At 32.6% G+C, this 22,384-nt stretch carries 24 protein-coding genes; 10 read left to right on the forward strand and 14 right to left on the reverse strand.

The features are described from left to right. Positions 1-5: 5 nt before the first annotated feature. Entirely contained in the window at positions 6-2,492 is a 2,487-nt protein-coding gene (topA, locus tag MK851_RS04855; RefSeq protein ID WP_303509841.1) for a type I DNA topoisomerase, read from the reverse strand. A 199-nt stretch (positions 2,493-2,691) separates the two neighbouring features. On the opposite strand from topA, the gene miaB reads away from it, so the two are divergent. The 9 genes from miaB (at position 2,692) to MK851_RS04900 (ending at position 10,731) form a co-directional block, all read left to right on the forward strand. After that, positions 2,692-4,146 carry a tRNA (N6-isopentenyl adenosine(37)-C2)-methylthiotransferase MiaB gene (gene miaB / locus MK851_RS04860; protein WP_320241940.1) on the forward strand — a complete coding sequence of 485 codons (1,455 nt, stop codon included), beginning with the start codon at positions 2,692-2,694 and terminating at the stop codon, positions 4,144-4,146. Positions 4,147-4,242: 96 nt separating this feature from the next. Further along, positions 4,243-5,475, forward strand: a complete 1,233-nt coding sequence (locus tag MK851_RS04865) for a sigma-54 interaction domain-containing protein (protein ID WP_303509837.1) — start codon at positions 4,243-4,245, stop codon at positions 5,473-5,475. 49 nt (positions 5,476-5,524) lie between these two features. Beyond that, positions 5,525-6,034 (forward strand): LptE family protein, encoded by a 510-nt coding sequence (locus tag MK851_RS04870; RefSeq protein ID WP_303509836.1) that lies wholly within the window; start codon positions 5,525-5,527, stop codon positions 6,032-6,034. A 2-nt stretch (positions 6,035-6,036) separates the two neighbouring features. Further along, positions 6,037-6,780 (forward strand): hypothetical protein, encoded by a 744-nt coding sequence (locus MK851_RS04875; protein WP_303509835.1) that lies wholly within the window; start codon positions 6,037-6,039, stop codon positions 6,778-6,780. Continuing rightward, positions 6,781-7,125 carry a preprotein translocase subunit SecG gene (gene secG / locus MK851_RS04880; RefSeq protein ID WP_047788559.1) on the forward strand — a complete coding sequence of 115 codons (345 nt, stop codon included), beginning with the start codon at positions 6,781-6,783 and terminating at the stop codon, positions 7,123-7,125. It abuts the gene before it with no gap. A gap of 160 nt (positions 7,126-7,285) precedes the next feature. After that, on the forward strand, positions 7,286-7,561 hold the full coding sequence (gene groES, locus MK851_RS04885; protein ID WP_047788560.1) for a co-chaperone GroES: 276 nt from the start codon (positions 7,286-7,288) through the stop codon (positions 7,559-7,561). A gap of 107 nt (positions 7,562-7,668) precedes the next feature. Further along, positions 7,669-9,306: a chaperonin GroEL gene (gene groL, locus MK851_RS04890; protein WP_303509830.1), complete on the forward strand. Its 1,638-nt coding sequence runs from the start codon at positions 7,669-7,671 to the stop codon at positions 9,304-9,306. Between the two features lie 125 nt (positions 9,307-9,431). Further along, complete coding sequence (locus MK851_RS04895) at positions 9,432-10,307, forward strand: hypothetical protein (RefSeq protein ID WP_320241950.1); 876 nt, start codon at positions 9,432-9,434, stop codon at positions 10,305-10,307. Positions 10,308-10,326: 19 nt separating this feature from the next. Continuing rightward, positions 10,327-10,731: a hypothetical protein gene (locus MK851_RS04900; RefSeq protein WP_303509824.1), complete on the forward strand. Its 405-nt coding sequence runs from the start codon at positions 10,327-10,329 to the stop codon at positions 10,729-10,731. On the opposite strand, the gene MK851_RS04905 is transcribed toward MK851_RS04900, so the two are convergent. Beyond that, positions 10,728-11,705 (reverse strand): polyprenyl synthetase family protein, encoded by a 978-nt coding sequence (locus tag MK851_RS04905; protein ID WP_303509822.1) that lies wholly within the window; start codon positions 11,703-11,705, stop codon positions 10,728-10,730. The genes MK851_RS04900 and MK851_RS04905 overlap by 4 nt on opposite strands. Positions 11,706-11,758: 53 nt before the next feature. On the opposite strand from MK851_RS04905, the gene MK851_RS04910 reads away from it, so the two are divergent. Continuing rightward, the gene (locus tag MK851_RS04910) at positions 11,759-12,031 is read left to right on the forward strand and encodes a hypothetical protein (protein WP_303509817.1); all 273 of its coding nucleotides are present in this window, start codon (positions 11,759-11,761) and stop codon (positions 12,029-12,031) included. Between the two features lie 2 nt (positions 12,032-12,033). Here MK851_RS04910 and rlmN read toward each other — a convergent pair whose 3' ends face one another. The 12 genes from rlmN to ade form a co-directional block, all read right to left on the reverse strand. Beyond that, a complete protein-coding gene (gene rlmN / locus MK851_RS04915) occupies positions 12,034-13,074 on the reverse strand; it encodes a 23S rRNA (adenine(2503)-C(2))-methyltransferase RlmN (RefSeq protein ID WP_303509814.1) in 1,041 nt (346 codons plus the stop codon). Between the two features lie 68 nt (positions 13,075-13,142). Further along, a complete protein-coding gene (queA, locus tag MK851_RS04920) occupies positions 13,143-14,192 on the reverse strand; it encodes a tRNA preQ1(34) S-adenosylmethionine ribosyltransferase-isomerase QueA (RefSeq protein WP_303509811.1) in 1,050 nt (349 codons plus the stop codon). A gap of 67 nt (positions 14,193-14,259) precedes the next feature. Next, on the reverse strand, positions 14,260-15,489 hold the full coding sequence (locus MK851_RS04925) for a 3-phosphoshikimate 1-carboxyvinyltransferase (RefSeq protein WP_320241953.1): 1,230 nt from the start codon (positions 15,487-15,489) through the stop codon (positions 14,260-14,262). A 6-nt stretch (positions 15,490-15,495) separates the two neighbouring features. Further along, positions 15,496-15,744: a hypothetical protein gene (locus tag MK851_RS04930; RefSeq protein ID WP_303509806.1), complete on the reverse strand. Its 249-nt coding sequence runs from the start codon at positions 15,742-15,744 to the stop codon at positions 15,496-15,498. Continuing rightward, complete coding sequence (locus tag MK851_RS04935; protein ID WP_086031186.1) at positions 15,745-16,071, reverse strand: nucleotide pyrophosphohydrolase; 327 nt, start codon at positions 16,069-16,071, stop codon at positions 15,745-15,747. It lies immediately after the preceding gene. 47 nt (positions 16,072-16,118) lie between these two features. Next, positions 16,119-16,496, reverse strand: a complete 378-nt coding sequence (locus tag MK851_RS04940) for a VOC family protein (protein ID WP_320241958.1) — start codon at positions 16,494-16,496, stop codon at positions 16,119-16,121. After that, the gene (locus tag MK851_RS04945; RefSeq protein WP_320241960.1) at positions 16,487-17,704 is read right to left on the reverse strand and encodes an MFS transporter; all 1,218 of its coding nucleotides are present in this window, start codon (positions 17,702-17,704) and stop codon (positions 16,487-16,489) included. The genes MK851_RS04940 and MK851_RS04945 overlap by 10 nt, the downstream gene beginning before the upstream one ends. A 238-nt stretch (positions 17,705-17,942) precedes the next feature. Beyond that, positions 17,943-18,692, reverse strand: a complete 750-nt coding sequence (locus tag MK851_RS04950) for a cyclase family protein (RefSeq protein WP_320241962.1) — start codon at positions 18,690-18,692, stop codon at positions 17,943-17,945. 12 nt (positions 18,693-18,704) lie between these two features. After that, a complete protein-coding gene (gene hemW, locus MK851_RS04955) occupies positions 18,705-19,859 on the reverse strand; it encodes a radical SAM family heme chaperone HemW (protein WP_320241964.1) in 1,155 nt (384 codons plus the stop codon). Positions 19,860-19,938: 79 nt separating this feature from the next. Then, on the reverse strand, positions 19,939-20,100 hold the full coding sequence (locus MK851_RS04960; RefSeq protein ID WP_320242014.1) for a four helix bundle protein: 162 nt from the start codon (positions 20,098-20,100) through the stop codon (positions 19,939-19,941). Positions 20,101-20,115: 15 nt separating this feature from the next. Beyond that, the gene (ruvC, locus tag MK851_RS04965) at positions 20,116-20,670 is read right to left on the reverse strand and encodes a crossover junction endodeoxyribonuclease RuvC (RefSeq protein WP_320241966.1); all 555 of its coding nucleotides are present in this window, start codon (positions 20,668-20,670) and stop codon (positions 20,116-20,118) included. An 8-nt stretch (positions 20,671-20,678) separates the two neighbouring features. Continuing rightward, complete coding sequence (gene ade, locus MK851_RS04970; protein WP_320241968.1) at positions 20,679-22,301, reverse strand: adenine deaminase; 1,623 nt, start codon at positions 22,299-22,301, stop codon at positions 20,679-20,681. Positions 22,302-22,384: the final 83 nt, after the last annotated feature.

Consider the following 22,384-nt stretch of genomic DNA (forward strand, 5'->3'; position numbering starts at 1 on the left):
CTTCTTTATTTTTTTTTGACAGCTTTCTTTTTGGTTGTTTTTTTCTTTGGTGTTTTCGCCTCTATCATTTTAACAGCCTCTTCTTGTGTTAGCTTTTCTATTTCTGTGGTTTTAGGAAGCTCTATTTTTATTTTTCCTTTTATTACATTAAAGCGCCCCCAACGTGCCTTTTCAACACGAATACCAACTTCTTCAAAATTATGTATTAATTTTTCACGCTCTTTTCGTTTTTTATCTTCGATTAACTCTTCTAAGTCTGCTTGACTTAAATTATCAAAATCGTACTTTTTATTGACATTGATAAAAATAGAATTCCATTTAATAAAAGGTCCAAAACGCCCAACTCCTTTTTGAATTGGCATACCGTCGTATTCTCCAATAGGTGCATCTGCTTTCCGTTTTGCTTCTATTAGTTCTATAGCTCTATCCATGTCTACTGACATTGGATTTTCTCCTTTGTCTAACGACACATACTTACCATCAAACTTAATATAAGGGCCAAATCTTCCGTTAGCTACAATTACCTCTTTTTCTTCATAGTCTCCCAATGTTTTTGGTAACTTAAATAAATCCATTGCCTCTTCATAGGTAATCGAATTCATTGTTTGATCTCCTTGTAGACTGGCAAAACGAGGTTTTTCTTCGTCTGTCGCTTCTCCTATTTGTACCATTGCTCCATAACGCCCTAAACGCACATATACATTTTTACCGCTTTCTGGGTCAACCCCTAACAAACGTTCTCCTTTTGCTCTTTCAGCATTTTCAGCAACATCTTCTACAACTACATGAAAATTTTTGTAGAAATCTTTAATCATCGCTGTCCAATCTTCTTTTCCTTCAGCAATATCATCAAACTCATTTTCTACTTTGGCTGTAAAACCATAGTCTAAAATAGTATCGAAATTAGCTACTAAGAAATCATTTACAATGTTTCCAATATCTGTTGGAACTAATTTTCCTTTATCAGAACCTACTCTTTCTGTTAAGAGTTGTTCTGACACTGTTTGGTTTGCTAAACTTAATTGTGTGTAATTCCTTTCCTTTCCTTCTACAGTACCTTTTTCTATATATTGTCTTCTTTGAATTGTTGAAATAGTAGGTGCATACGTAGAAGGACGACCAATTCCTAATTCCTCTAAACGTTTTACTAAAGCTGCTTCTGAAAACCTCGCTGATGGTCGTGTATAACGTTCAGTTGCTGTAATTAACTCATTAATTAATTGCTCCTTCACCTTCATTTTAGGTAACATACCTGCTTGTTCCTCTTCTTCATTATCGGTTCCTTCTAAATATACTTTTAAGAAACCTTCAAAAGTGATTACCTCTCCGTTTGCAGTAAATTGCTTCTTGTTTTTATTGTTGTCTATTTTTACAACAGTACGTTCTAATTGTGCTTCACTCATTTGTGAGGCTAGTGTACGTTTCCAAATTAAACTATAGAGTCTTGTTTGATCGTATTCGCCTGTAATCTCATGGTTCTCCATATTGGTTGGACGAATCGCCTCGTGTGCTTCTTGTGCTCCCTTTGATTTCGTAGAGAAATTACGTGGTTTACTATATTCTTCACCATAAGAAGCAATGATTTCAGCTTGAGCAGCATTTTTTGCATCATCAGATAAGTTCACACTATCTGTTCTCATATAGGTTATCAACCCTGCTTCATACAAACGTTGTGCTACCATCATCGTTTTAGCAACAGGAAAACCTAATTTTCTTGATGCTTCCTGTTGTAAAGTAGATGTTGTAAATGGCGGTGCTGGAGATTTTTTTGCTGGTTTTTTTTGTAAATCTGCTACAGAGAATTCTGCGTCTAAACAAGAATTCAAAAAGTCTTCAGCTTCTTTTTTTGTTGAGAAATTCTTCGCAAGTTTTGCCTTAAATTTTTTACCTTCTGCATTTACAAACTCTGCATCAACTCGATAAGAAGCCACAGGAGTGAACCCTTCTATTTCTCTTTCACGCTCTACAATCAAACGTACTGCTACCGATTGTACTCTACCCGCAGATAATCCTGGTTTTACTTTTCTCCACAAAACAGGAGATAGCTCATATCCTACAATTCTATCTAACACACGTCGTGCTTGTTGTGCATCAACTAGATTATAATTAATTGTACGCGGATTTTCAATTGCTTTTAAAATCGCCTTTTTAGTAATAGAATTAAAAACAATACGTTTTGTGTTCTCATCTTTTAACTTTAATTGTTCCGCTAAGTGCCATGCAATTGCCTCTCCTTCGCGGTCTTCATCGGATGCTAACCAAACAGTTTCTGCTTTTTTTGCTAAATCTTTCAGTTTTTTTACCACTGCTTTTTTATCAGTAGAAACTATATATTTCGGTTTAAAATCTCCTTCTACATTTACACCTAATTCTTTAGATGGTAAGTCTGCAATGTGTCCAAAACTAGATTCAACCCGAAAGTCCTTTCCTAAAAACTTCTCTATCGTTTTCGCTTTAGCAGGTGACTCAACTATTACTAAATTTTTTGCCATACGTCTTATATCTCTTATCTCATTTACACCTTATTAATATAGGCGTAATTCAGTTTGCAAAAGTATATAGTTTTTTTTTAATGAATCATTTTTAACAAAATTTTACTTTTTATTAAAAAAACTATCCATGTCAATTTGTCACAAATTACACATTTTGGTTGTATCTTTGCACCCTATATTTAGTACGATTTTAGGATTTATGGAACACGTAGAGAAAGTAATTGATGAGAAGAAACAAGGGAAAGCCCTTGTTACAGAACACAAAGAAGGAAACAGCAAAAAGCTTTTTATTGAAAGTTATGGTTGTCAAATGAACATGAACGATAGCGAAATTGTGGCGTCAATTTTAGCTGAACAAGGTTTTAACACTACACAAAACCTAGAAGATGCTGATTTGGTATTGGTAAACACTTGCTCTATTCGTGAAAAAGCAGAAACCACTGTTCGTAACAGACTTCAAAAATACAACGCTGTTAAAAAAACAAATCCAACTATGAAAGTTGGTGTGTTAGGTTGTATGGCTGAACGATTAAAAGAGAAATTTTTAGAGGAAGAGAAAATCGTCGACTTAGTTGTAGGACCAGACGCCTATCGTGATTTACCAAATTTAATAGAAGAGGTAGATGCAGGTCGTGATGCTGTAAATGTAATTTTATCCAAGGAAGAAACCTATGCCGATGTTTCTCCTGTTCGTTTAAACTCTAACGGAGTTTCTGCATTTGTTTCAATTACTCGTGGTTGTGACAATATGTGTACATTTTGTGTGGTTCCTTTTACTCGTGGTCGTGAGCGCAGTCGTGACCCAAAGAGTATTATTGAAGAAATCCGCAGTATGCAAGAAAAGAATTTTAAAGAAATTACTTTGCTAGGTCAGAATGTAGATTCTTACTTATGGTATGGTGGTGGATTGAAAAAAGATTTCAAGAAAGCTTCAGAATTAGCACAAGCGACTGCTGTAGATTTCGCTCAATTACTAGACATGTGTGCTACTGAATTCCCGAAAATGCGTTTCCGCTTTTCTACATCCAATCCTCAGGATATGACCTTGGATGTAATTCATGTAATGGCAAAACACCAAAACATTTGTAAATACATTCACTTACCAGTTCAAAGTGGAAGTAACGCCATGTTAAAAGCTATGAATCGCCAACATACTCGCGAAGAATACATGGAGTTAGTTAACGATATTTATAAGATTATTCCTGAAATGGCTCTAAGTCAAGATATGATTGCTGGTTTCTGTGGAGAAACAGAACAAGATCATCAAGATACTTTAGACCTAATGCACCATGTAAAATATAGTTTCGGTTTTATGTTCGCATACTCTGAAAGGCCAGGAACTTTAGCTGCTAAAAAAATGGAAGATGATGTTCCTTTAGCTATCAAAAAACGTCGTTTACAGGAAATCATCGATTTACAACAAGAACACAGTTTATACAGAACCAAAGAAAATATTGGTCAAATTCAAGAAGTTTTAATCGAAGGAACTTCAAAGAGAAACGAAAACGAATGGAAAGGTCGTAATACACAAAACACCGTAGTAGTTTTTCCTAAGGAGAACTATAAGATAGGTGATTTTGTAAATGTAAAAATTGAAAACTGTACTTCAACTACTTTAAAAGGTACGGCTGTTGGATATTCTGACAATAATTAAAGCCCATCCTTAATCCTTCCCAAAAGGAAGAAAACTATTGTGGTTGGTAAAAATTTATAAAACTATTTTCCCTTTTAGGGGAAATTAAAAAGGCATATGGAAAATTTACAAGCTATAAAACAACGCTTTGGCATTATCGGTAACGATGTTCAGCTCAATCGCGCAATTGAAAAGTCGATTCGAGTAGCTCCTACTGATATTTCAGTATTAGTTACTGGTGAAAGTGGTGTTGGAAAAGAAAACATTCCAAAGATAATTCATCAATTATCACACAGAAAACACGCAAAATATATTGCTGTAAACTGTGGTGCTATCCCTGAAGGAACTATTGATAGTGAATTATTTGGGCATGAAAAAGGAGCTTTTACAGGAGCTACGCAGACCAGAAAAGGATATTTTGAAGTTGCTGATGGTGGTACTATCTTTTTAGATGAAGTTGGAGAATTACCATTAACAACTCAAGTACGCTTGCTACGTGTGTTAGAAAATGGAGAGTTTATAAAAGTAGGCTCTTCTCAAGTGCAAAAAACAAATGTTCGTATTGTAGCTGCTACCAATGTAAATATGCACGAGGCTATTTCTAAAGAAAAATTTCGTGAAGATTTATACTATCGCTTAAGCACTATAGAAATTCCATTGCCTCCTTTGAGGGAACGTGGAGAGGACATACATTTGTTATTTAGAAAGTTTGCTGCCGATTTTGCACAAAAATACCGAATGCCAACCATACGATTGAATGAAAATGCAGTAAAAATTTTATTAAACTATCGTTTCCCTGGCAATATCCGTCAATTAAAAAATATTGCTGAACAAGTATCAATCGTTGAAGAAGACAGATTAATTACTCCTGAAAAACTAGTTCAATATTTACCAGAAAATCGTAGTAATTTACCTGCTGTAGTCGGGGGTAAAACTGTAAATCAATCAGATTTTGCTAACGAACGAGATATCATGTATAAAATCTTGTTTGATATGCGTAACGACATTAATGATCTAAAAAAACTAACGTTAGACTTAATGCAAAATGATGACCCTGAACAAGTTCAAGAAGACAATCATCGTTTAATTGAACGTATATATCAAGATCAAGAGTTGTCAGAAGCTTCAAACATCGAAGTAGTACAAATACCTAAATCATCTTCTCACCAAAGTGAGTATGATTATGCGGAAACTATTGAGGAAGATGAAAGTTTATCATTACAAGAAAAAGAAATTGAAATGATAAAAAAATCTCTTGAAAAAAACAACGGAAAACGTAAGTTAGCTGCTAAAGAGTTAGGAATTTCTGAAAGAACTTTATACCGAAAAATAAAACAATACGACTTATAATAGTAGTCGTATACCATTATAAAACTTGAATTTGTTTACATTTGATTTTATGAAAAATTTATTTTACACTATTACTTTCATTACCACAATCATTTTAATGTTAGGCTGTGGAGCATACTCTTTTACAGGAGGAGATACAGGAAATGCAAAAACAATTCAGGTTGATTTTTTCCCTAACCAAGCTCCATTAGTAGAGCCTACTTTAAGTCAAAAATTCACACAAGACTTACAAGATTTATTTACACGCCAAACCAACTTAACTCTAGTTTCTTCTGGTGGTGATTTACATTTTTCAGGTGAAATTGTTGATTACCGTGTTACGCCAATGAGTGCTACCGCACAGCAAACTGCTGCTCAAAACCGATTAACAATTACTGTAAACGTAAATTTTGTTAACAACTTAAATGAAAAGAAAAATTTTGAAAAACGTTTTTCTTTTTATTACGATTATGGAGCTAACCAACAGTTAACAGGTACTGTGTTAGAAACCGCGTTAGATGAAATTTTAGAACGAATTACACAAGATATTTTTAATGCTTCTGTAGGAGACTGGGGATAATTTTGAAAAAAGACACATACATACAATTATTAGAAAAACCTGAATTAATTTCGCAAGAACATCTTTCAGATATCACTGCTATTATTCAAGAATATCCTTATTTTCAATCTGCTAGAGCCCTTCGTTTAAAAGTTTTAAAGAATCAAGAAAGCTATAAATATAATAACGAGTTAAAAATAACAGCTTCTCACACTAATGACAGAACTGTTTTATTTGACTTTATTACTTCTCAAACTTTTAAAGAAATACCTAAAAAAGAAGAAAAAAATAGCTTAAAAGACAAAATTCTTAACAGAAGAAAAACAACAAAATTTTCAGTTATAGAAGAGGGTTTAGCTATAGGAAAACCTCTTTCGTTTACAGAAAAAGAAACTTTTTCTTTTAATCAATGGTTACAATTATCTTCTAAAAAAGCTATTGTAAGAACTTCTGATAATAAGGTTCCAAACAAGCAGCAACAAGAAGCTCCAGTAAAATCTGAACACGAGGCTATTATTGATCGTTTTATTGAAACTACTCCAAAAATATCTCGTCCTAGTAAAACAAATACTGCAGATATAAAAGTATCCGAAAATCAGCAAAATAATCAATTAGCTACCGAAACCCTAGCTAAGGTATACTTAGAACAGAAGAAATATGACAGTGCTATTCAAGCATATAAAATATTAAGTTTGAAATATCCAGAAAAAAGTGGTTTCTTTGCAGACCAAATTAAAAGAATACAAATTTTACAAAACAATAAATAGATGACAACGTATACTTTACTTTTAGTTTTAATATTGATTGTTGCAATAGCATTAATCTTAATTGTAATGGTTCAAAATCCTAAAGGTGGAGGATTATCTTCATCATTTGGAGGAGGTGGTGCTCAAAACATTGGAGGTGTACAAAATACAAATAGCTTTTTAGACAGAACTACTTGGACATTAGCTATTACTATGTTTGCTTTAATTTTATTAGCAAATTTTGCTATTCCAAGAGGTAACGCAGCTGATGCTCCTCAATTAAATGAAACTTTAAACAATATTGAAACTACAACTACTCCTGCTACACCGGCAGCAACAGATACTGCTAAAGATAGCGCTCAGTAGTTTTTACAAAATACAATATGAAATGCCAACGTAAATGACACGTTGGCATTTTTTTTATTTATAAATCTAATCTGTTAGAAAAAATGTCAGCAAAAATCTAATGGCATAATTTCTGACAAAACTTAACCAGTAAAAATTAATTTAATCAAAAATATATAAAATGGGATTAAACATTAAACCTTTAGCAGACAGAGTTCTTGTTGAACCAGCTGCAGCAGAAACTACTACAGCATCAGGAATTATCATCCCTGACAACGCAAAGGAAAAACCACAAAAAGGTACTGTAGTTGCCGTAGGAAACGGAACAAAAGATGAACCTTTAACTGTAAAAGTTGGTGACACTGTTTTATACGGAAAGTACGCTGGTACTGAACTTAAATTAGAAGGAAAAGATTATTTAATTATGAGAGAAAGCGACATCTTCGCTATTATCTAAAAATCGATTCCAGCTATTGGCTTTTAGCCTTTAGATACAACTTTAATAAATTAATAATTTTTAGCTAGCACCCAAGTGCTAATAGCTATAAGCTAAAAACAACAAACATGGCAAAAGATATAAAATTTGATGTAGACGCTCGCGACGGATTAAAGCGTGGTGTAGATGCATTAGCAAATGCAGTAAAAGTAACTTTAGGACCTAAAGGACGTAACGTTATTATTTCTAAATCATTCGGAGCTCCTCACGTAACCAAAGATGGTGTTACTGTGGCTAAAGAAGTAGAGTTAGAAGATGAGTTAGAAAACATGGGAGCTCAAATGGTTAAAGAAGTAGCTTCTAAAACTAACGATTTAGCTGGTGATGGTACTACAACTGCTACTGTATTAGCACAAGCAATTGTAAAAGAAGGATTAAAAAACGTTGCTGCTGGTGCTAATCCAATGGATTTAAAACGCGGTATTGATAAAGCTGTTGCTGCTATTACCGAAGACTTAACAAAACAATCAAAAGAAGTTGGTGATTCTTCAGAAAAAATACAACAAGTAGCCTCTATCTCTGCTAATAATGATCAAGTTATTGGCGATTTAATTGCTACTGCTTTTGGTAAAGTTGGTAAAGAAGGTGTTATTACTGTAGAAGAAGCCAAAGGAATGGATACTTATGTTGACGTTGTTGAAGGAATGCAGTTTGATCGTGGGTATTTATCGCCATACTTTGTAACAGATGCTGATAAAATGATTGCTGATTTAGACAATCCATATATCTTATTATTTGATAAAAAGATTTCTAATTTACAAGAAATCCTTCCAATTTTAGAGCCTGTTGCACAATCAGGAAAGCCTTTATTAATTATTGCTGAAGATGTTGACGGACAAGCATTAGCTACTTTAGTTGTTAACAAATTACGTGGTGGATTAAAAATTGCTGCTGTAAAAGCTCCTGGGTTTGGTGACCGTAGAAAAGCAATGTTAGAAGACATCGCTATTTTAACTGGTGGTACTGTAATTTCAGAAGAAAGAGGCTTCTCTTTAGAAAATGCAACCTTAGATTTATTAGGTACTGCTGAAACTGTAACTATTGATAAAGACAATACAACTATTGTTAATGGTTCTGGTGAGCAAACACAAATTAAAGCTCGTGTAAACCAAATTAAAGCGCAAATTGAATCTACGACTTCTGATTACGATCGTGAAAAATTACAAGAGCGTTTAGCTAAATTAGCAGGTGGAGTTGCTGTATTATATGTTGGTGCTGCTTCTGAAGTAGAAATGAAAGAAAAGAAAGACCGTGTTGATGATGCTTTACACGCTACAAGAGCTGCTGTAGAGGAAGGAATTGTTGCTGGTGGTGGTGTTGCTTTGGTACGCGCTAAAAAAGTGCTAGAAGCAATTACTACAGAGAACTTAGACGAAACTACAGGTATTCAAATTGTGAATAGAGCTATTGAATCTCCATTACGTACGATTGTTGAAAATGCTGGTGGTGAAGGTTCTGTTGTAATTAACAAGGTATTAGAAGGCAAAAAAGACTTTGGATATGATGCTAAATCTGAACAATATGTAGATATGTTAGAGGCTGGTATTATTGATCCTAAGAAAGTAACTCGTGTAGCTTTAGAAAACGCTGCTTCTGTTGCTGGAATGATCTTAACTACTGAGTGTGCTTTAGTTGATATTAAAGAAGATGCTCCTGCAGGTGGTGGAATGCCTCCAATGGGTGGTGGAATGCCAGGAATGATGTAGTCGAGAAATTCGACACCTAAATATTTAAAAACCTCGAGACATGTCTCGAGGTTTTTCACTTTTTAATTAAGCATGATTAATACTTTAATAGTTTTAGTATATTTATAAAATTTAAAAGTTTATTAATGAAAATTGCTTTACTCTTTTTGGATTTTGAAACAGACATTAAATCTATCAAGGAAAATGAATATTGGAAAGATAAAATAACACTAAGTTTTGATGAAGAATCTCAAAGTAAAATAGACCTAAGTTTTAAAATAAAGCAAGTTAAAAACCTATCACACTTTTACAAAGATTCTAAACTTTTAAAAGATGAAATTCTTGAATATTTATCTAATTCTTTTATAATAGATTCAAAAATTGATTTAACAAACAATAATGACTATCAATTGACTTGTTATATAGAGATCAGTTTTTTAATTTCAGAAATTAAAAGAAAGAAAATATCACTTGAGGAGCTAGAGAATAAATCGAAAAATGAAATAAATATTAAAAACTTTTCAAAAGAAATACTACCGGAAGGTTTTAAAAAACACCCCAATAAAAGTGTTAGTTCACTTATGAAACAAGATATTAACTATATAAACTGGTTGTATTTTCATTTTGAGTGGTTTGACTTAGATCATGAAGATTTCATTAAGCTCCCTTATATAAAAAACTACATAAATACTATTTATAAAGAAGAAATAAATAAAACTGAGTCATTACTACTAGATTATAATGAGTTTGAATATTTTCAATATAAATTCCCTAACAAAAAGTTTCCAGAAAATTTTAATTACTTAAAATATTTTTATGATTATGGTAATTTCATTTATAATCTAAAAAAATGGTATAAAAACATAGAAAAGGAGTTGAAATCTAGATGGGATAGTAAAGATAGTCTCAAATATAACAACCCTAATTTTATGGATAACTCTTATAAAGATGATTGGCTAGAACAAGCTTCTGGAACTACTAATCCAGATACTATGAATGATGTATTTTGGAATTTAGACTAATTTTTAAACAACTAGTAAAATGTTCATTAATAAACTTCCATACACTCTAGGTATACCTTTTGAAGATTGTTCAATAGATTTGAAATTCATTGAAGTAAACTCTCATATGGGCAAGCTGTACAAAAGTCAAAAACTTTCTGAAGTTTATATTTTTGGAAAAAAATTCAATTCAAATTGTTTTCTTTGGTTTCAACATGAAAAGATTACTCGAATTAAATATTTATTCGATTTAAAACACTTTGATTTATTCTACAACTCTATTAATGAAAATTTACCCGAAGGCTACTTTTTAAAAGAAGACCCTTTAAACAACATTGAAATGTATGATTGCTTTATTAATAACCTATGTATAAGTTTAAATAAACTTAAAGACTACATAAGCTTAGAAATATGGGAAATTAAAAGCAATAATCCTTCCCTTTAAATCTTACGCTCTACAACATAATCAATCATTTGAAGTAAAGAGCTTTTATATTCCGAATCAGGGTAATTATTCAGAATAGCTAATGCCTTATTTTTATAATCATGCATTTTAGCAGTCGTATATTCTAAACCTCCGTTTTGTTTTACAAAAGCAATTACTTCTTTTACACGCTTTTTATTTGTATTATGTTTTTTTACGGAGTTAATTAACCACGATTTTTCTTTTTTTGAACAGTTATTCAGCGTATAAATCAACGGAAGCGTCATTTTTTGCTCTTTGATATCAATTCCTGTTGGCTTTCCTATTTTATCTTCAGTATAATCAAATAAATCATCCTTAATTTGAAAAGCAATACCTATGTATTCGCCGAACTTTCGCATCTGTTGCACTGTTTTATTATTCGCTCCAACTGATGCAGCACCAATACCACAACAAGCTGCAATTAACGTAGCTGTTTTTTGGCGGATAATTTCAAAATAAATTTCTTCGGTGATATCAAGTTTACGAGCTTTTTCGATTTGCAATAACTCTCCTTCACTCATTTCTCGTACAGCGATGGAAATCAACTTTAACAAATCGAAATCTTCATTATCTATAGAGAGTAATAACCCTTTTGAAAGTAAGTAATCACCTACTAGAACAGCTATTTTATTTTTCCAAAGCGCATTGATTGAGAAAAAACCTCTACGGCGATTACTATCATCAACTACATCATCATGTACCAATGTTGCCGTATGAATTAGTTCTACCACAGATGCTCCACGATATGTACGTTCATCAAAACCGCCATTAGAAACCATTTTTGCGACTAAAAACACAAACATTGGCCGCATTTGTTTTCCCTTTCTACGAACGATATAATAAGTAATTCTGTTTAATAATGGAACTTTAGACAACATCGAGTCTTTGAACTTAGTTTCAAAGAGTTCCATTTCTTTAGCAATCGGAAGTTTTATTTGCTCTACTGGCTTCATATAGTAAACAAAAATAAGAATAAAAAATGTTTACTTTTGATTAAAAACAAAATATGAAACATTTAAAAACAAGAGGGGTTATTTTTATTATAATCTGTACCTGTTTTATATTGTTTGGTATTTATATTTCTGACAGTAATCAACGTTCTTGTTTAGGGAATCCTGTTATTTTACCGTACACTTTTTTAGGTCTTCCTTCTATATTTTTCTTAGGAATATTAGATATAACCGTATTAGCTTTCTCAAAAAAACTAAAACTTTACAAAGCTATTATCGACTTAAGTTTAATGCTAGTCTCTTTTCTTATCGTTTTTCTGTTTATGTAAACCTAGGATTTATTAGCTAACTGCCCACAAGCAGCATCAATATCTTTTCCGCGAGAACGACGTACATTTACCACAATATCATTCATTTCAAGATTGGAAATATAATTATTTAAAGCCCTATCTGAAGCTTGCTGAAACTCTCCATCATCTATTGGGTTATATTCAATTAAATTGACTTTACAAGGAACATAACTACAGAATCGAACCAACGCATCAATATCTTCTTTTCGATCATTAATTCCATTCCAAACAACATACTCATAAGTTATTTTTCGATTGGTCTTTTCGTACCAATACTCCAGAGCTTCTTTTAAATCTTTTAAAGGAAAAGTAGCATTAAAAGGCATTATAGATGTTCGAACCTCATCAATAGCAGAATGTAGCGATACTGCTAAATTAAAACGAACTTCGTCATCTGCCATTTTTTTAATAATCTTAGGCACGCCTGAAGTTGATACTGTAATTCTACGAGCAGCCATTCCTAAACCTTCTTCTGAAGTTATTTTATCAATAGCTTTAATTACATTGTTATAATTCATTAAAGGCTCTCCCATCCCCATAAAAACAATATTTGAAAGTTTATGATTATGGTATAGTCTACTTTGCTTATCAATTGCCACAACTTGATCGTAGATTTCATCTGCATTTAAATTACGCATACGTTTTAAACGAGCTGTTGCGCAAAACTTACAATCTAAACTACAACCTACTTGACTAGACACACAAGCAGTGGTACGTTTTTCAGTAGGAATTAAAACTGACTCCACAATTAACCCATCATGGAGCTTAATCGCATTTTTTATGGTACCATCATTACTACGCTGCATTGTATCAACTTCAATATGATTAATTACGAAGTTTTCATCTAACATTTTTCGCGTAGCCTTAGACAGACTCGTCATATCGTCAAAAGAATGGGCAGCTTTATGCCATAACCATTCGTATACTTGATTACCACGAAAAGCTTTATCTCCATTTTCAACAAAAAAATTACGGAGCTGCTCTTTAGTTAATGCGCGTATGTCTTTCTTCTTTACTATCATCAGGTACAAAAATACACAAAACCTCACAAGTAACTTGTGAGGTTTTGTTTTTGGTTTAAAAAACTATTTTATAAAATTAACATCGCATCTCCATACGAGTAAAATTTATATTTTTCTTTAATTGCTTCTTGGTATGCTTCCATCATAAAATCATGCCCTGCAAATGCAGAAACCATCATCAACAACGTTGATTTTGGTGTATGAAAATTAGTTACCATGCAGTTAGCAATACTAAAATCATATGGAGGAAAAATGAACTTATTTGTCCATCCTTCATAAGCATTTAATTCATTACTAGAAGATACTGATGACTCAATTGTTCTCATCACCGTAGTACCTACTGCACATACTCTTTTTTTCTTTGTTATTGCATTATTTACCATATCTGCACTAGCTTGAGGAATAACAATCTGCTCTGAATCCATCTTGTGCTTTGATAAATCTTCAACCTCAACTGGATTAAAAGTACCTAAACCTACATGTAATGTAGTTTCAGCAAAATCTACTCCTTTAATTTCTAAACGCTTCATTAAGTGTTTAGAGAAATGTAGTCCTGCTGTTGGAGCTGCTACTGCACCTTCATGCTTTGCAAAAATAGTTTGGTAACGATCTTCATCTTCTGGTTCTACCTCTCTTTTAATATATTTTGGTAACGGAGTTTCTCCTAATTCGATTAATTTCTTTCTAAATTCTTCGTAAGGACCGTCAAATAAGAATCGTAAAGTTCTTCCACGTGAAGTTGTATTATCTATAACTTCAGCTACTAAACTTTCATCTTCTCCAAAAAATAATTTGTTTCCTATTCTTATCTTTCTTGCTGGGTCTACTAATACATCCCACAAACGATTTTCAGCATTTAATTCGCGTAGTAAGAACACTTCAATACGAGCTCCTGTCTTCTCCTTATTCCCGAACATGCGAGCAGGAAAAACCTTCGTATTATTTAACATCATTACATCTCCCTCATCAAAATAATTGATTAAATCTTTAAACAATTTATGTTCGATTTTTTGGGTATCGCGATGTAATACCATTAAACGTGCTTCATCTCTGTGCTCTGAAGGGTACTCTGCCAATAATTCTGGTGGCAATTCAAAACTAAAATTTGATAATTTCATTTGTAAAATTTTCTTAACGGTGGCAAATATACAATTTCAACATAGGCGTTGTCAAGTGATTGTCGTATTATTTTATGGTAACATTCTCAATTCCTACACAAAACATATCTTTCCAAAAACTTCTATAGGATTTAGTTACTACTTCAGCTTCTAAAATTTCTATAGGAACTTTTAAGGCTAACGGTGCAAATGCCATTGCCATTCGATGATCGTTATAAGTTGCTATTTGAATATTTTCTTTAATTTTTGAAGATGTTTTTAAGTGTAAGCTTTCATTAGTAACTGAAATTTCTGCTCCTAGTTTTGCCAACTCTTCGCGTAGCGCTTCTAATCGATCAGTTTCTTTAATTTTTAACGTATGTAATCCTGATAAATCACAAGCAACCCCTAATCCGAAGCATGTGACTGCAATAGTTTGTGCAATATCTGGGGCATTTTTTAAGTCTTGATTAAGTGCTGCTGAATTATGCTCTCTCTCTTTTGTTAAAAGAATTGAGTTTTCTTCAAAAGTTGTGGCTACACCAAAATGCTTATATATTTCTGACAGACAACTATCTCCTTGTAAACTATCTTTTTTATACGCTGAAAGTTTTACCGAAGAACCAATTTTACTTAATGCAACAATTGAATAAAAATAGGAAGCGGAACTCCAATCTGACTCTACAACAATCACTTGCTTTTTTACAGTTGGTTTTGGCTTAATTTTAATGGCTTGTCCTTTAAACTCAGCTTCAATTTTTAATTGAGCTAATAATTGTAAAGTCATATTAATATAGGGAACCGACGTAATTTTTCCGACCAATTCAATTTCCAATCCTTTTTCTAAGCTTGGAGCAATTAATAGTAATGCTGAAATATATTGACTACTTACATTTCCATTAATTGAAACTTTCTCTTTTGTTAGTTTTCTTCCCGATATTTTAAGCGGAGGGTATCCTTCTTTTTCTACATAATCTATAGATGCTCCTAAATCGCGAAGCGCATTAACCAAAATTTCAATCGGTCGATTGTGCATGCGGTCTGATCCTTGCAATATTTTTGTAACGCCTTCTTGTGTTGCAAAAAAAGCAGTTAAAAAGCGCATCGCAGTTCCTGCATGTCCAATATCTGCAACTATATTATCAGAGGTTAACGCTCCTTGTAAATGGTGTGTATCGTCAGAATCTGACAAATTTTCAATTTGTAAACCTGAATATAATTGTTGTAAAATCAACAATCTATTCGATTCACTTTTTGAACCTGAAATGGTTATATGAGTACCTGAATTAAATTCTTCAGTTTTTAGTCTTAAATCCATAAAAAACTATTTCGTTTTTTTATTTACAATGTATATACTATAAATAAGTGCAATTACAATTTTACTTAGCCAAAAGCGAATCCATTGTTTATTTGCGAAGTGTACATTGTATACAGTTTCAAAGTCTCCTGAAAAAATAGCTCCCCCTGTTTTAAAGAATAGAGAAAAAACAGCTACGATTACTAAAAATGGGGTTCCTACTTTTAAAACATTAATCCAAAAACTTCCTTTTTGTATATTTTTTATGAGACTCATTTATTTCAGTTTTTCATTATTATGATGACGATCGTGATCTCGTTTCGTTTTAATATCTAACTTCTTATCAAAAGCTTCTTGTAAGTTTACTCCTGTTTGGTTTGCTAAACACAACACTACGAACATTACATCTGCTAATTCTTCTCCTAAATCTTTGTTTTTATCACTTTCTTTCTCACTTTGCTCTCCATAACGACGCGCAATAATTCGAGCTACTTCTCCAACTTCTTCAGTTAGTTGCGCCATATTTGTTAACTCGTTAAAGTAACGTACTCCATGATTTTTAATCCAATCGTCTACTTGTTTTTGTGCGTCTTGTATATTCATCGTTTATTTTCTTAATTAAAATATTCAAAGATAAAAACTTCTATTTCTTATTTGATTCGCCAAGGCGGATTTTTTCTATGCTCTCCTGCTTTAAACAGAATTAATTTATTACCATCTGGATCTAACAAGTGGGCTTCTCTCCATAACCATCGCTGGTCTATTGGTAATTGAGTGAATTGAATTCCTTTTTCTTGTAGTTTTTCTACTAATTCATCTAAATTTTCATCTTCAAAATACAACGTAATACCCTCTACTTTAGGCATCTTTTCTACTTGGTGAATTGAAAAAGTTGCTTCTCCATCAGGCACTTCAAACCGAACATATCTAGGGCTTGCATCTACAATAAGATGCAAGCCTAGTTTTTTATAAAATACAACAGATTGATTTACATCTATAGACGGAATTGTTACTTGGTTTAAGTCCATGCTATTACTTTTTCTCTTTTTACAATTCGTATTAACATAAATAAAAATAACACTCCAACTCCTGATAATACAATCATAAAGTTCCATGTATTATCAAATCCAATATTATCAATTAATTGCATTCCCGAATTATGTCCAAATATGTGTGACATAGAAAATGCAATACTATAATATGCCATGTATTCTCCTTGATTTCCTTTTTTTGCTCGCTCCATCACAAAGGCATTTGAAAAAGGAAATGCAATCATCTCTCCTATTGTCATCAGTAACATTCCTACAATTAAAATTCCTACCCAACCGGTTAAGTTAATTACTACAAAACTTAATCCTGTTAGTAATAGCCCAAGAAACATTAAGAACTCTTTAGTATACTTACTTTTTTCTAACCAAGTAATGAGCGGCATTTCTAATAGGAAAATGAAAAATCCGTTCATCCCCATTAACAATCCTATTTCTAACTCTGTCAAATGATGTATATCTTTATAATACAGTGGCATGGTAGAGAAATATTGTAAGAAAATAAACCCGAACACAAACATTCCTACAAAAAACACCCAAAAAGCCTTATCTGAAAAAATCGACTCTGGATTTTCTATCTTTATTTCATCTAATACTCTTGCTTTTTTAGGATGTAACACATTTACTAATAATATAGTTGCTAAAACACAAGTAACCCCATCTATCCAAAACAATCCGCTATATCCTAATGAAGTAATTATTAATCCTCCAACAGCAGGCCCTGCAGAAAAACCCAAGTTAATTGCCAGACGGATTAAGGTTACTGAACGTGTTTTATTTTCTGGTTTACTATAAGTATTTAAGGCTACAAACATAGCGGGTCTAAAAGTATCTGCTACTAGCATCACCAAAAAGATACCAATACAAAATCCCCAGAAAGTATCTACAAACTGTAAGGCTACAAAGAGTAATCCTGTTAAAAACAAACTGGTTTTCATCACCTTGTAAAAACCTATTTTATCTGCTAATTTTCCTCCCAACCAAGATCCTCCAACAGACCCTAATCCAAAGCAAGTCATAATCCAACCTACATCATTTAAAGAAAAATGCAAACTTTCTCTCAAATACAATGACATAAACGGAATTACCATGGTCCCTGCTCTGTTTATTAAAGTTATTAAAGCGAGCCACCATACTTCGCTTGATAGACCTTTGAAGGTATTTAAATAATTAAAGTAGAGTTTTTTCATGTAGTTAAAGTTTAGTGGTTGTTTTTAGTTCTAAAAGTAAAAAGTCCGACTTTTCAGTCGGACTTTTTGTAATCATTATATTTTATATACACATAGTTATAATACATACATCGCCCGATCGTTTCTGTGTCTTACCACAGTCGATTTACATTGCTTATATGTATTAAAAATTGTCATTATTATTTCTAGATTGAAGTGTAAAACTAGTAAAAAAACGAATACACTAACATAAAAATTTTTAAATAATTTCGTAAAGTGTAGGTTTACTAGGTGTTGCATCGTTTTCAAATGGCGCTACCATTAGATTTAAAAAGTAAGTTCCATCTTTTATTTTATTGGGCACATATATAAATTCCGTAATGGTTGCCTGCATTCTAGTTATTCCTTGCGTATTCCAAAAGGCATTATGTGCTAATAATTTTCCTCCGTCTTTTTCTTTATCTACCGACGGCAAATCAATTAGTAAATGTTCTATTCCTTTTTCTTTTAAGTATATAGCGCCTTCTTCTAACAGATAGGTTGGATTTGTATTTGAATAACGCATCGACTTTTTGTCTGACAGGTTTGGTAAGGTTCTGATGACTATTGCATCACGCTTTTTATTTCCTAAAACATTTTGTAATTGTTTTTTTGAAATTACAAAGTCCTTATTTTTTAACTGTTCTGGAGCAATAGTCACTACTTCAGCTAAGAAGAAAAATCTTGATAGTTCTTTATTTACTGAATAAACTTCTTCTGTTATATGCCCCACGCATTCGGTATGTGTAATATGTGAGTGCGGATTAAATTGTATGTTATTAAAATTTACATCAGCTCCTTGTTGTACACTTCCAATCCAATTCTCATCAGAAACAGGGAAAATTTTAGGATCATCTAAATACCACGCATTTACATTTTCTTTTGAGGCATCAATGGCTATTGAAATGTCTAGTGGTTTTGATAAATCTATTTTGTATTTTCTTGAGTTGTATTCAATTGTTGCGATCATACTCAAATATACTTAAATAATAAATAATTCTGAAGCCAATCCATCTGCTAAGAACTTTCCCTTTGATGTAGTTTTCAACTTCTCGATACAATTTTGATTCTTACCAAAATTACTCGAAGTGACAACTAACAAACCTTGATTGATAAACTTCTCAGCATTTTTAAGGAGATTTTTTCTAAATTCTTCCCCGAAATCCTCCTCTATTTTCTCTAACGACACTCCCCAAATGGTTCTTAATCCTGTCATTAAATATTCATTAAACTGATCTTTCTTAGTGAGTTTCTCTTGCTCCAAAGGGAGTTTTCTTTCTTGAATTGCTTTGATATATTTTGCATTGTTAGCTACATTCCAACTACGATGTGTTTTATTGAATGAATGTGCAGAAGGACCAATTCCTATATATTTTTTTCCTAACCAATAACTCGTATTATGCTTTGAAAAATAATTAGGTTTTCCAAAGTTGGAAATTTCATAGTGAACAAATCCATTTTTAGCAGTTTCCGCTACCAAAATATCAAAATGTTCTTTAGCTATCGTTTCGTCAACATCAGGATATTTTCCTTGCTTGATAAACGAGTCTAACACTGTTTTAGGCTCTACTGTTAGCGCATACGATGAAATATGATTGATCCCGAAATCGAAAGCAATTTGTAGGTTTGCCTTCCAACGTTCATTACTCATTTTCGGAACTCCGTAAATCAGATCAATGGTAATGTTATCAAAACTGCCAGTGGCAGTTGACAGGCATTTTCTAGCCTCTTTCGCATTATGGGCACGATTCATTAACTGTAAGTCTTCTTCAAAAAAAGATTGAATACCGATACTTAAACGGTTAACAGGGGTTTTAGATAATTCAATTATTTTTTCTTCTGATAAATCATCTGGATTTGCTTCTAAGGTAACTTCTGGATTTGATACTACTGTATAGTTCTGATAAATAGTATCTATCAACAACCTTAATTCTTCAACCGACAATAAACTCGGTGTTCCTCCTCCAAAATAAATCGTTTCTATTACTTCGTTCTGTAGTTCTTCCTTTCTCAATTCTAACTCTTTTACCAAGCAAGCAACTAGCTCTTCTTTCTTTTTTAAAGAGGTAGAAAAGTGAAAATCGCAATAGTAACATGCTTGCTTACAAAACGGGATATGTAGATAAATTCCTGCCAAATCAGTTATCAGTTATCAGTTATCAAGATTATTTATTAATTCTTGTTTTCTTTAAAATTGAAAATAAAATTTTAGCTATTTAATCAGCTTTTTCAAACAACTTCTCATACTCATCTATTCTTAACTCTTCACTATCTTTTAATAAAGACAACCAATATTTAGTTTCTAAACATTCTTTATAATCTATTGAAATTTTTGCTAAAAAATCTGCTTTAGAAATTGATAATTTGTTACTGTTAATTGAGCATTGAAAAAATCAGTTTTTGATTTTTTTCGGGTTCTGTTTTACAAATGCTGCCCAACCTGTATAGTTCTTCCCCCCTACTTTAGTTCCTGAATTATAGAAATGACATACCGCAGCTGCTAAACCATCAGTCGCATCTAGGTTTTTAGGTAACACCTTTAAATTCAATAACGATTTTAACATTAAGGCTACTTGTTCTTTACTAGAAGTTCCTTTACCTGTAATTGCCATTTTTATTTTCTTAGGTGCATACTCCGTTACTGGTATTTGTCTTGACAATCCTGCTGCCATAGCCACTCCTTGTGCTCTACCTAATTTTAACATTGACTGCACATTCTTACCAAAAAAAGGAGCTTCTAATGCAATTTCATCTGGATGATAAGTGTCAATCAATTCAATGGTTCGTTCAAAAATAATTTTGAGTTTTAAATAATGATCGTCATATTTTTTTAAGAGTAATTCATTCATTTGAACAAATTCCATCTTTTTTCCTACCACCTTTATAATTCCGAACCCCATGATAGAAGTTCCTGGATCAATCCCTAATATAATTTTTTCTGTCTTCAAACTCTCGTTTATTTAACTTCTAAAGAAGTAAATTTAAATGTGTTCCCATCAAACAAGCCTTTGTCTGATAGTTTTAAGGATGGAATTACCAACAACGCCATAAAAGATAAGGTCATATACGGGGCTCGTAATTTACTACCTAATTGTTTTGCCATAGCATCTAATTCTGCATAGGCTTTTCCTATTTCAACTGCTGGTTTATCAGACATGATTCCTGCCACAGGGAGCGGAACAACTTTTTCTTCGGAAGTAGTTACTGCACAAACACCTCCTTTATTTTCAATTAGTAAATTTACCGCCTTACAAATCAATTCATCCGATACTCCAACTGCAATAATATTATGAGAATCATGACCAACAGAACTCGCTACCGCTCCTTCTTTTAGTCCGAAGTTTTTGATAAACGCAATCGAAGGTTCTGCATTTTGATAACGATTTACTACCGTCATTTTTAGCACATCGTTTGCTACATCAGAAACTAAATTTCCTTCTTTTATTAACGAATCTGCTTCTATTTCATTCGTCACCAATTCTCCATCTAGAGCTTCTATCACTCGAATCTTTTCAGATGCTGAATGAAACGCAAAATCAACAACACTCTTTTTATCATTCTCAAAATTATTCAACACTTCAAAGTCTACATGCTGTACAAATGATTTTCCGTTTTCAGCCACTAACTCACCGTTAATGTATGTTTGAAGCACTTCAAATTTTTGTAAGTCTTTTACTACGATAAAATCAGCCGTATCTCCTTCATTCAATCTTCCTACATCTAAATTGTAATGCTCAACTGGATTGATACAAGCAGCTTGTAACACTTTAAAAACATCTATTCCTTTCGCTACTGTACGCTCACATAATTGGTTGATATGTCCTAATAACAAATCATCTGGATGTTTATCATCGGAACAGAACATCATATTCTCATAATATTCAGGAAGTAAATCGATTAATGCTTCAAAGTTTTTTGCAGCACTTCCTTCACGGATAATAACTTTCATCCCCTTTTCTAACTTCTCCAATCCTTCTTCATAGGTAAAGCATTCGTGATCGGTATAAATTCCTGCCGCTATATATTTATCTAAATCTTCTCCTCGTAGTCCAGGTGCATGACCATCTACAGGTTTGTTGTAATGTTTTGCCCAAGCGATTTTTTGCAACACTTCTTCATCTTGATAAATAACCCCTGGGTAATTCATCATCTCCGCTAAGTATTTGATATCAGGATTCTCCATCATCTTTTTTATATCTTCTGAATCAATGACAGCTCCTGCACTTTCAAAAGAAGTTGCTGGTACACATGATGGCGCTCCAAAATTAAATTTTAACGGAACTTTTTTTCCGTTTTCAATCATAAAATCTACTCCTTTTACACCTAATACATTGGCTATTTCATGCGGATCGGATACTGTTGCTACCGTACCGTGTGTTACGGCTATTTTAGCAAACTCTGATGGCACTAACATAGAGCTTTCTATATGAATATGCGCATCTATAAATCCAGGTAAAATATAGTTTTCTACAGTATGTTCTACTGCTCTAATTTGTGTAATCTTTCCTTCTTTAACCTCAACTTCTCCTTTAAAAATTCGTTTGTTTTGAATATCGACTATATTTCCCTGTACAATCATGCTAAAATTTATTTATTGCTAAAATACTGAGTATTTTTCACAAAAAAAGCATCCATAGTGGATGCTTTCTTAGTATTTATGTT

The organism is Tenacibaculum sp. 1B UA (assembly GCF_033978845.1).
GTDB lineage: Bacteria > Bacteroidota > Bacteroidia > Flavobacteriales > Flavobacteriaceae > Polaribacter.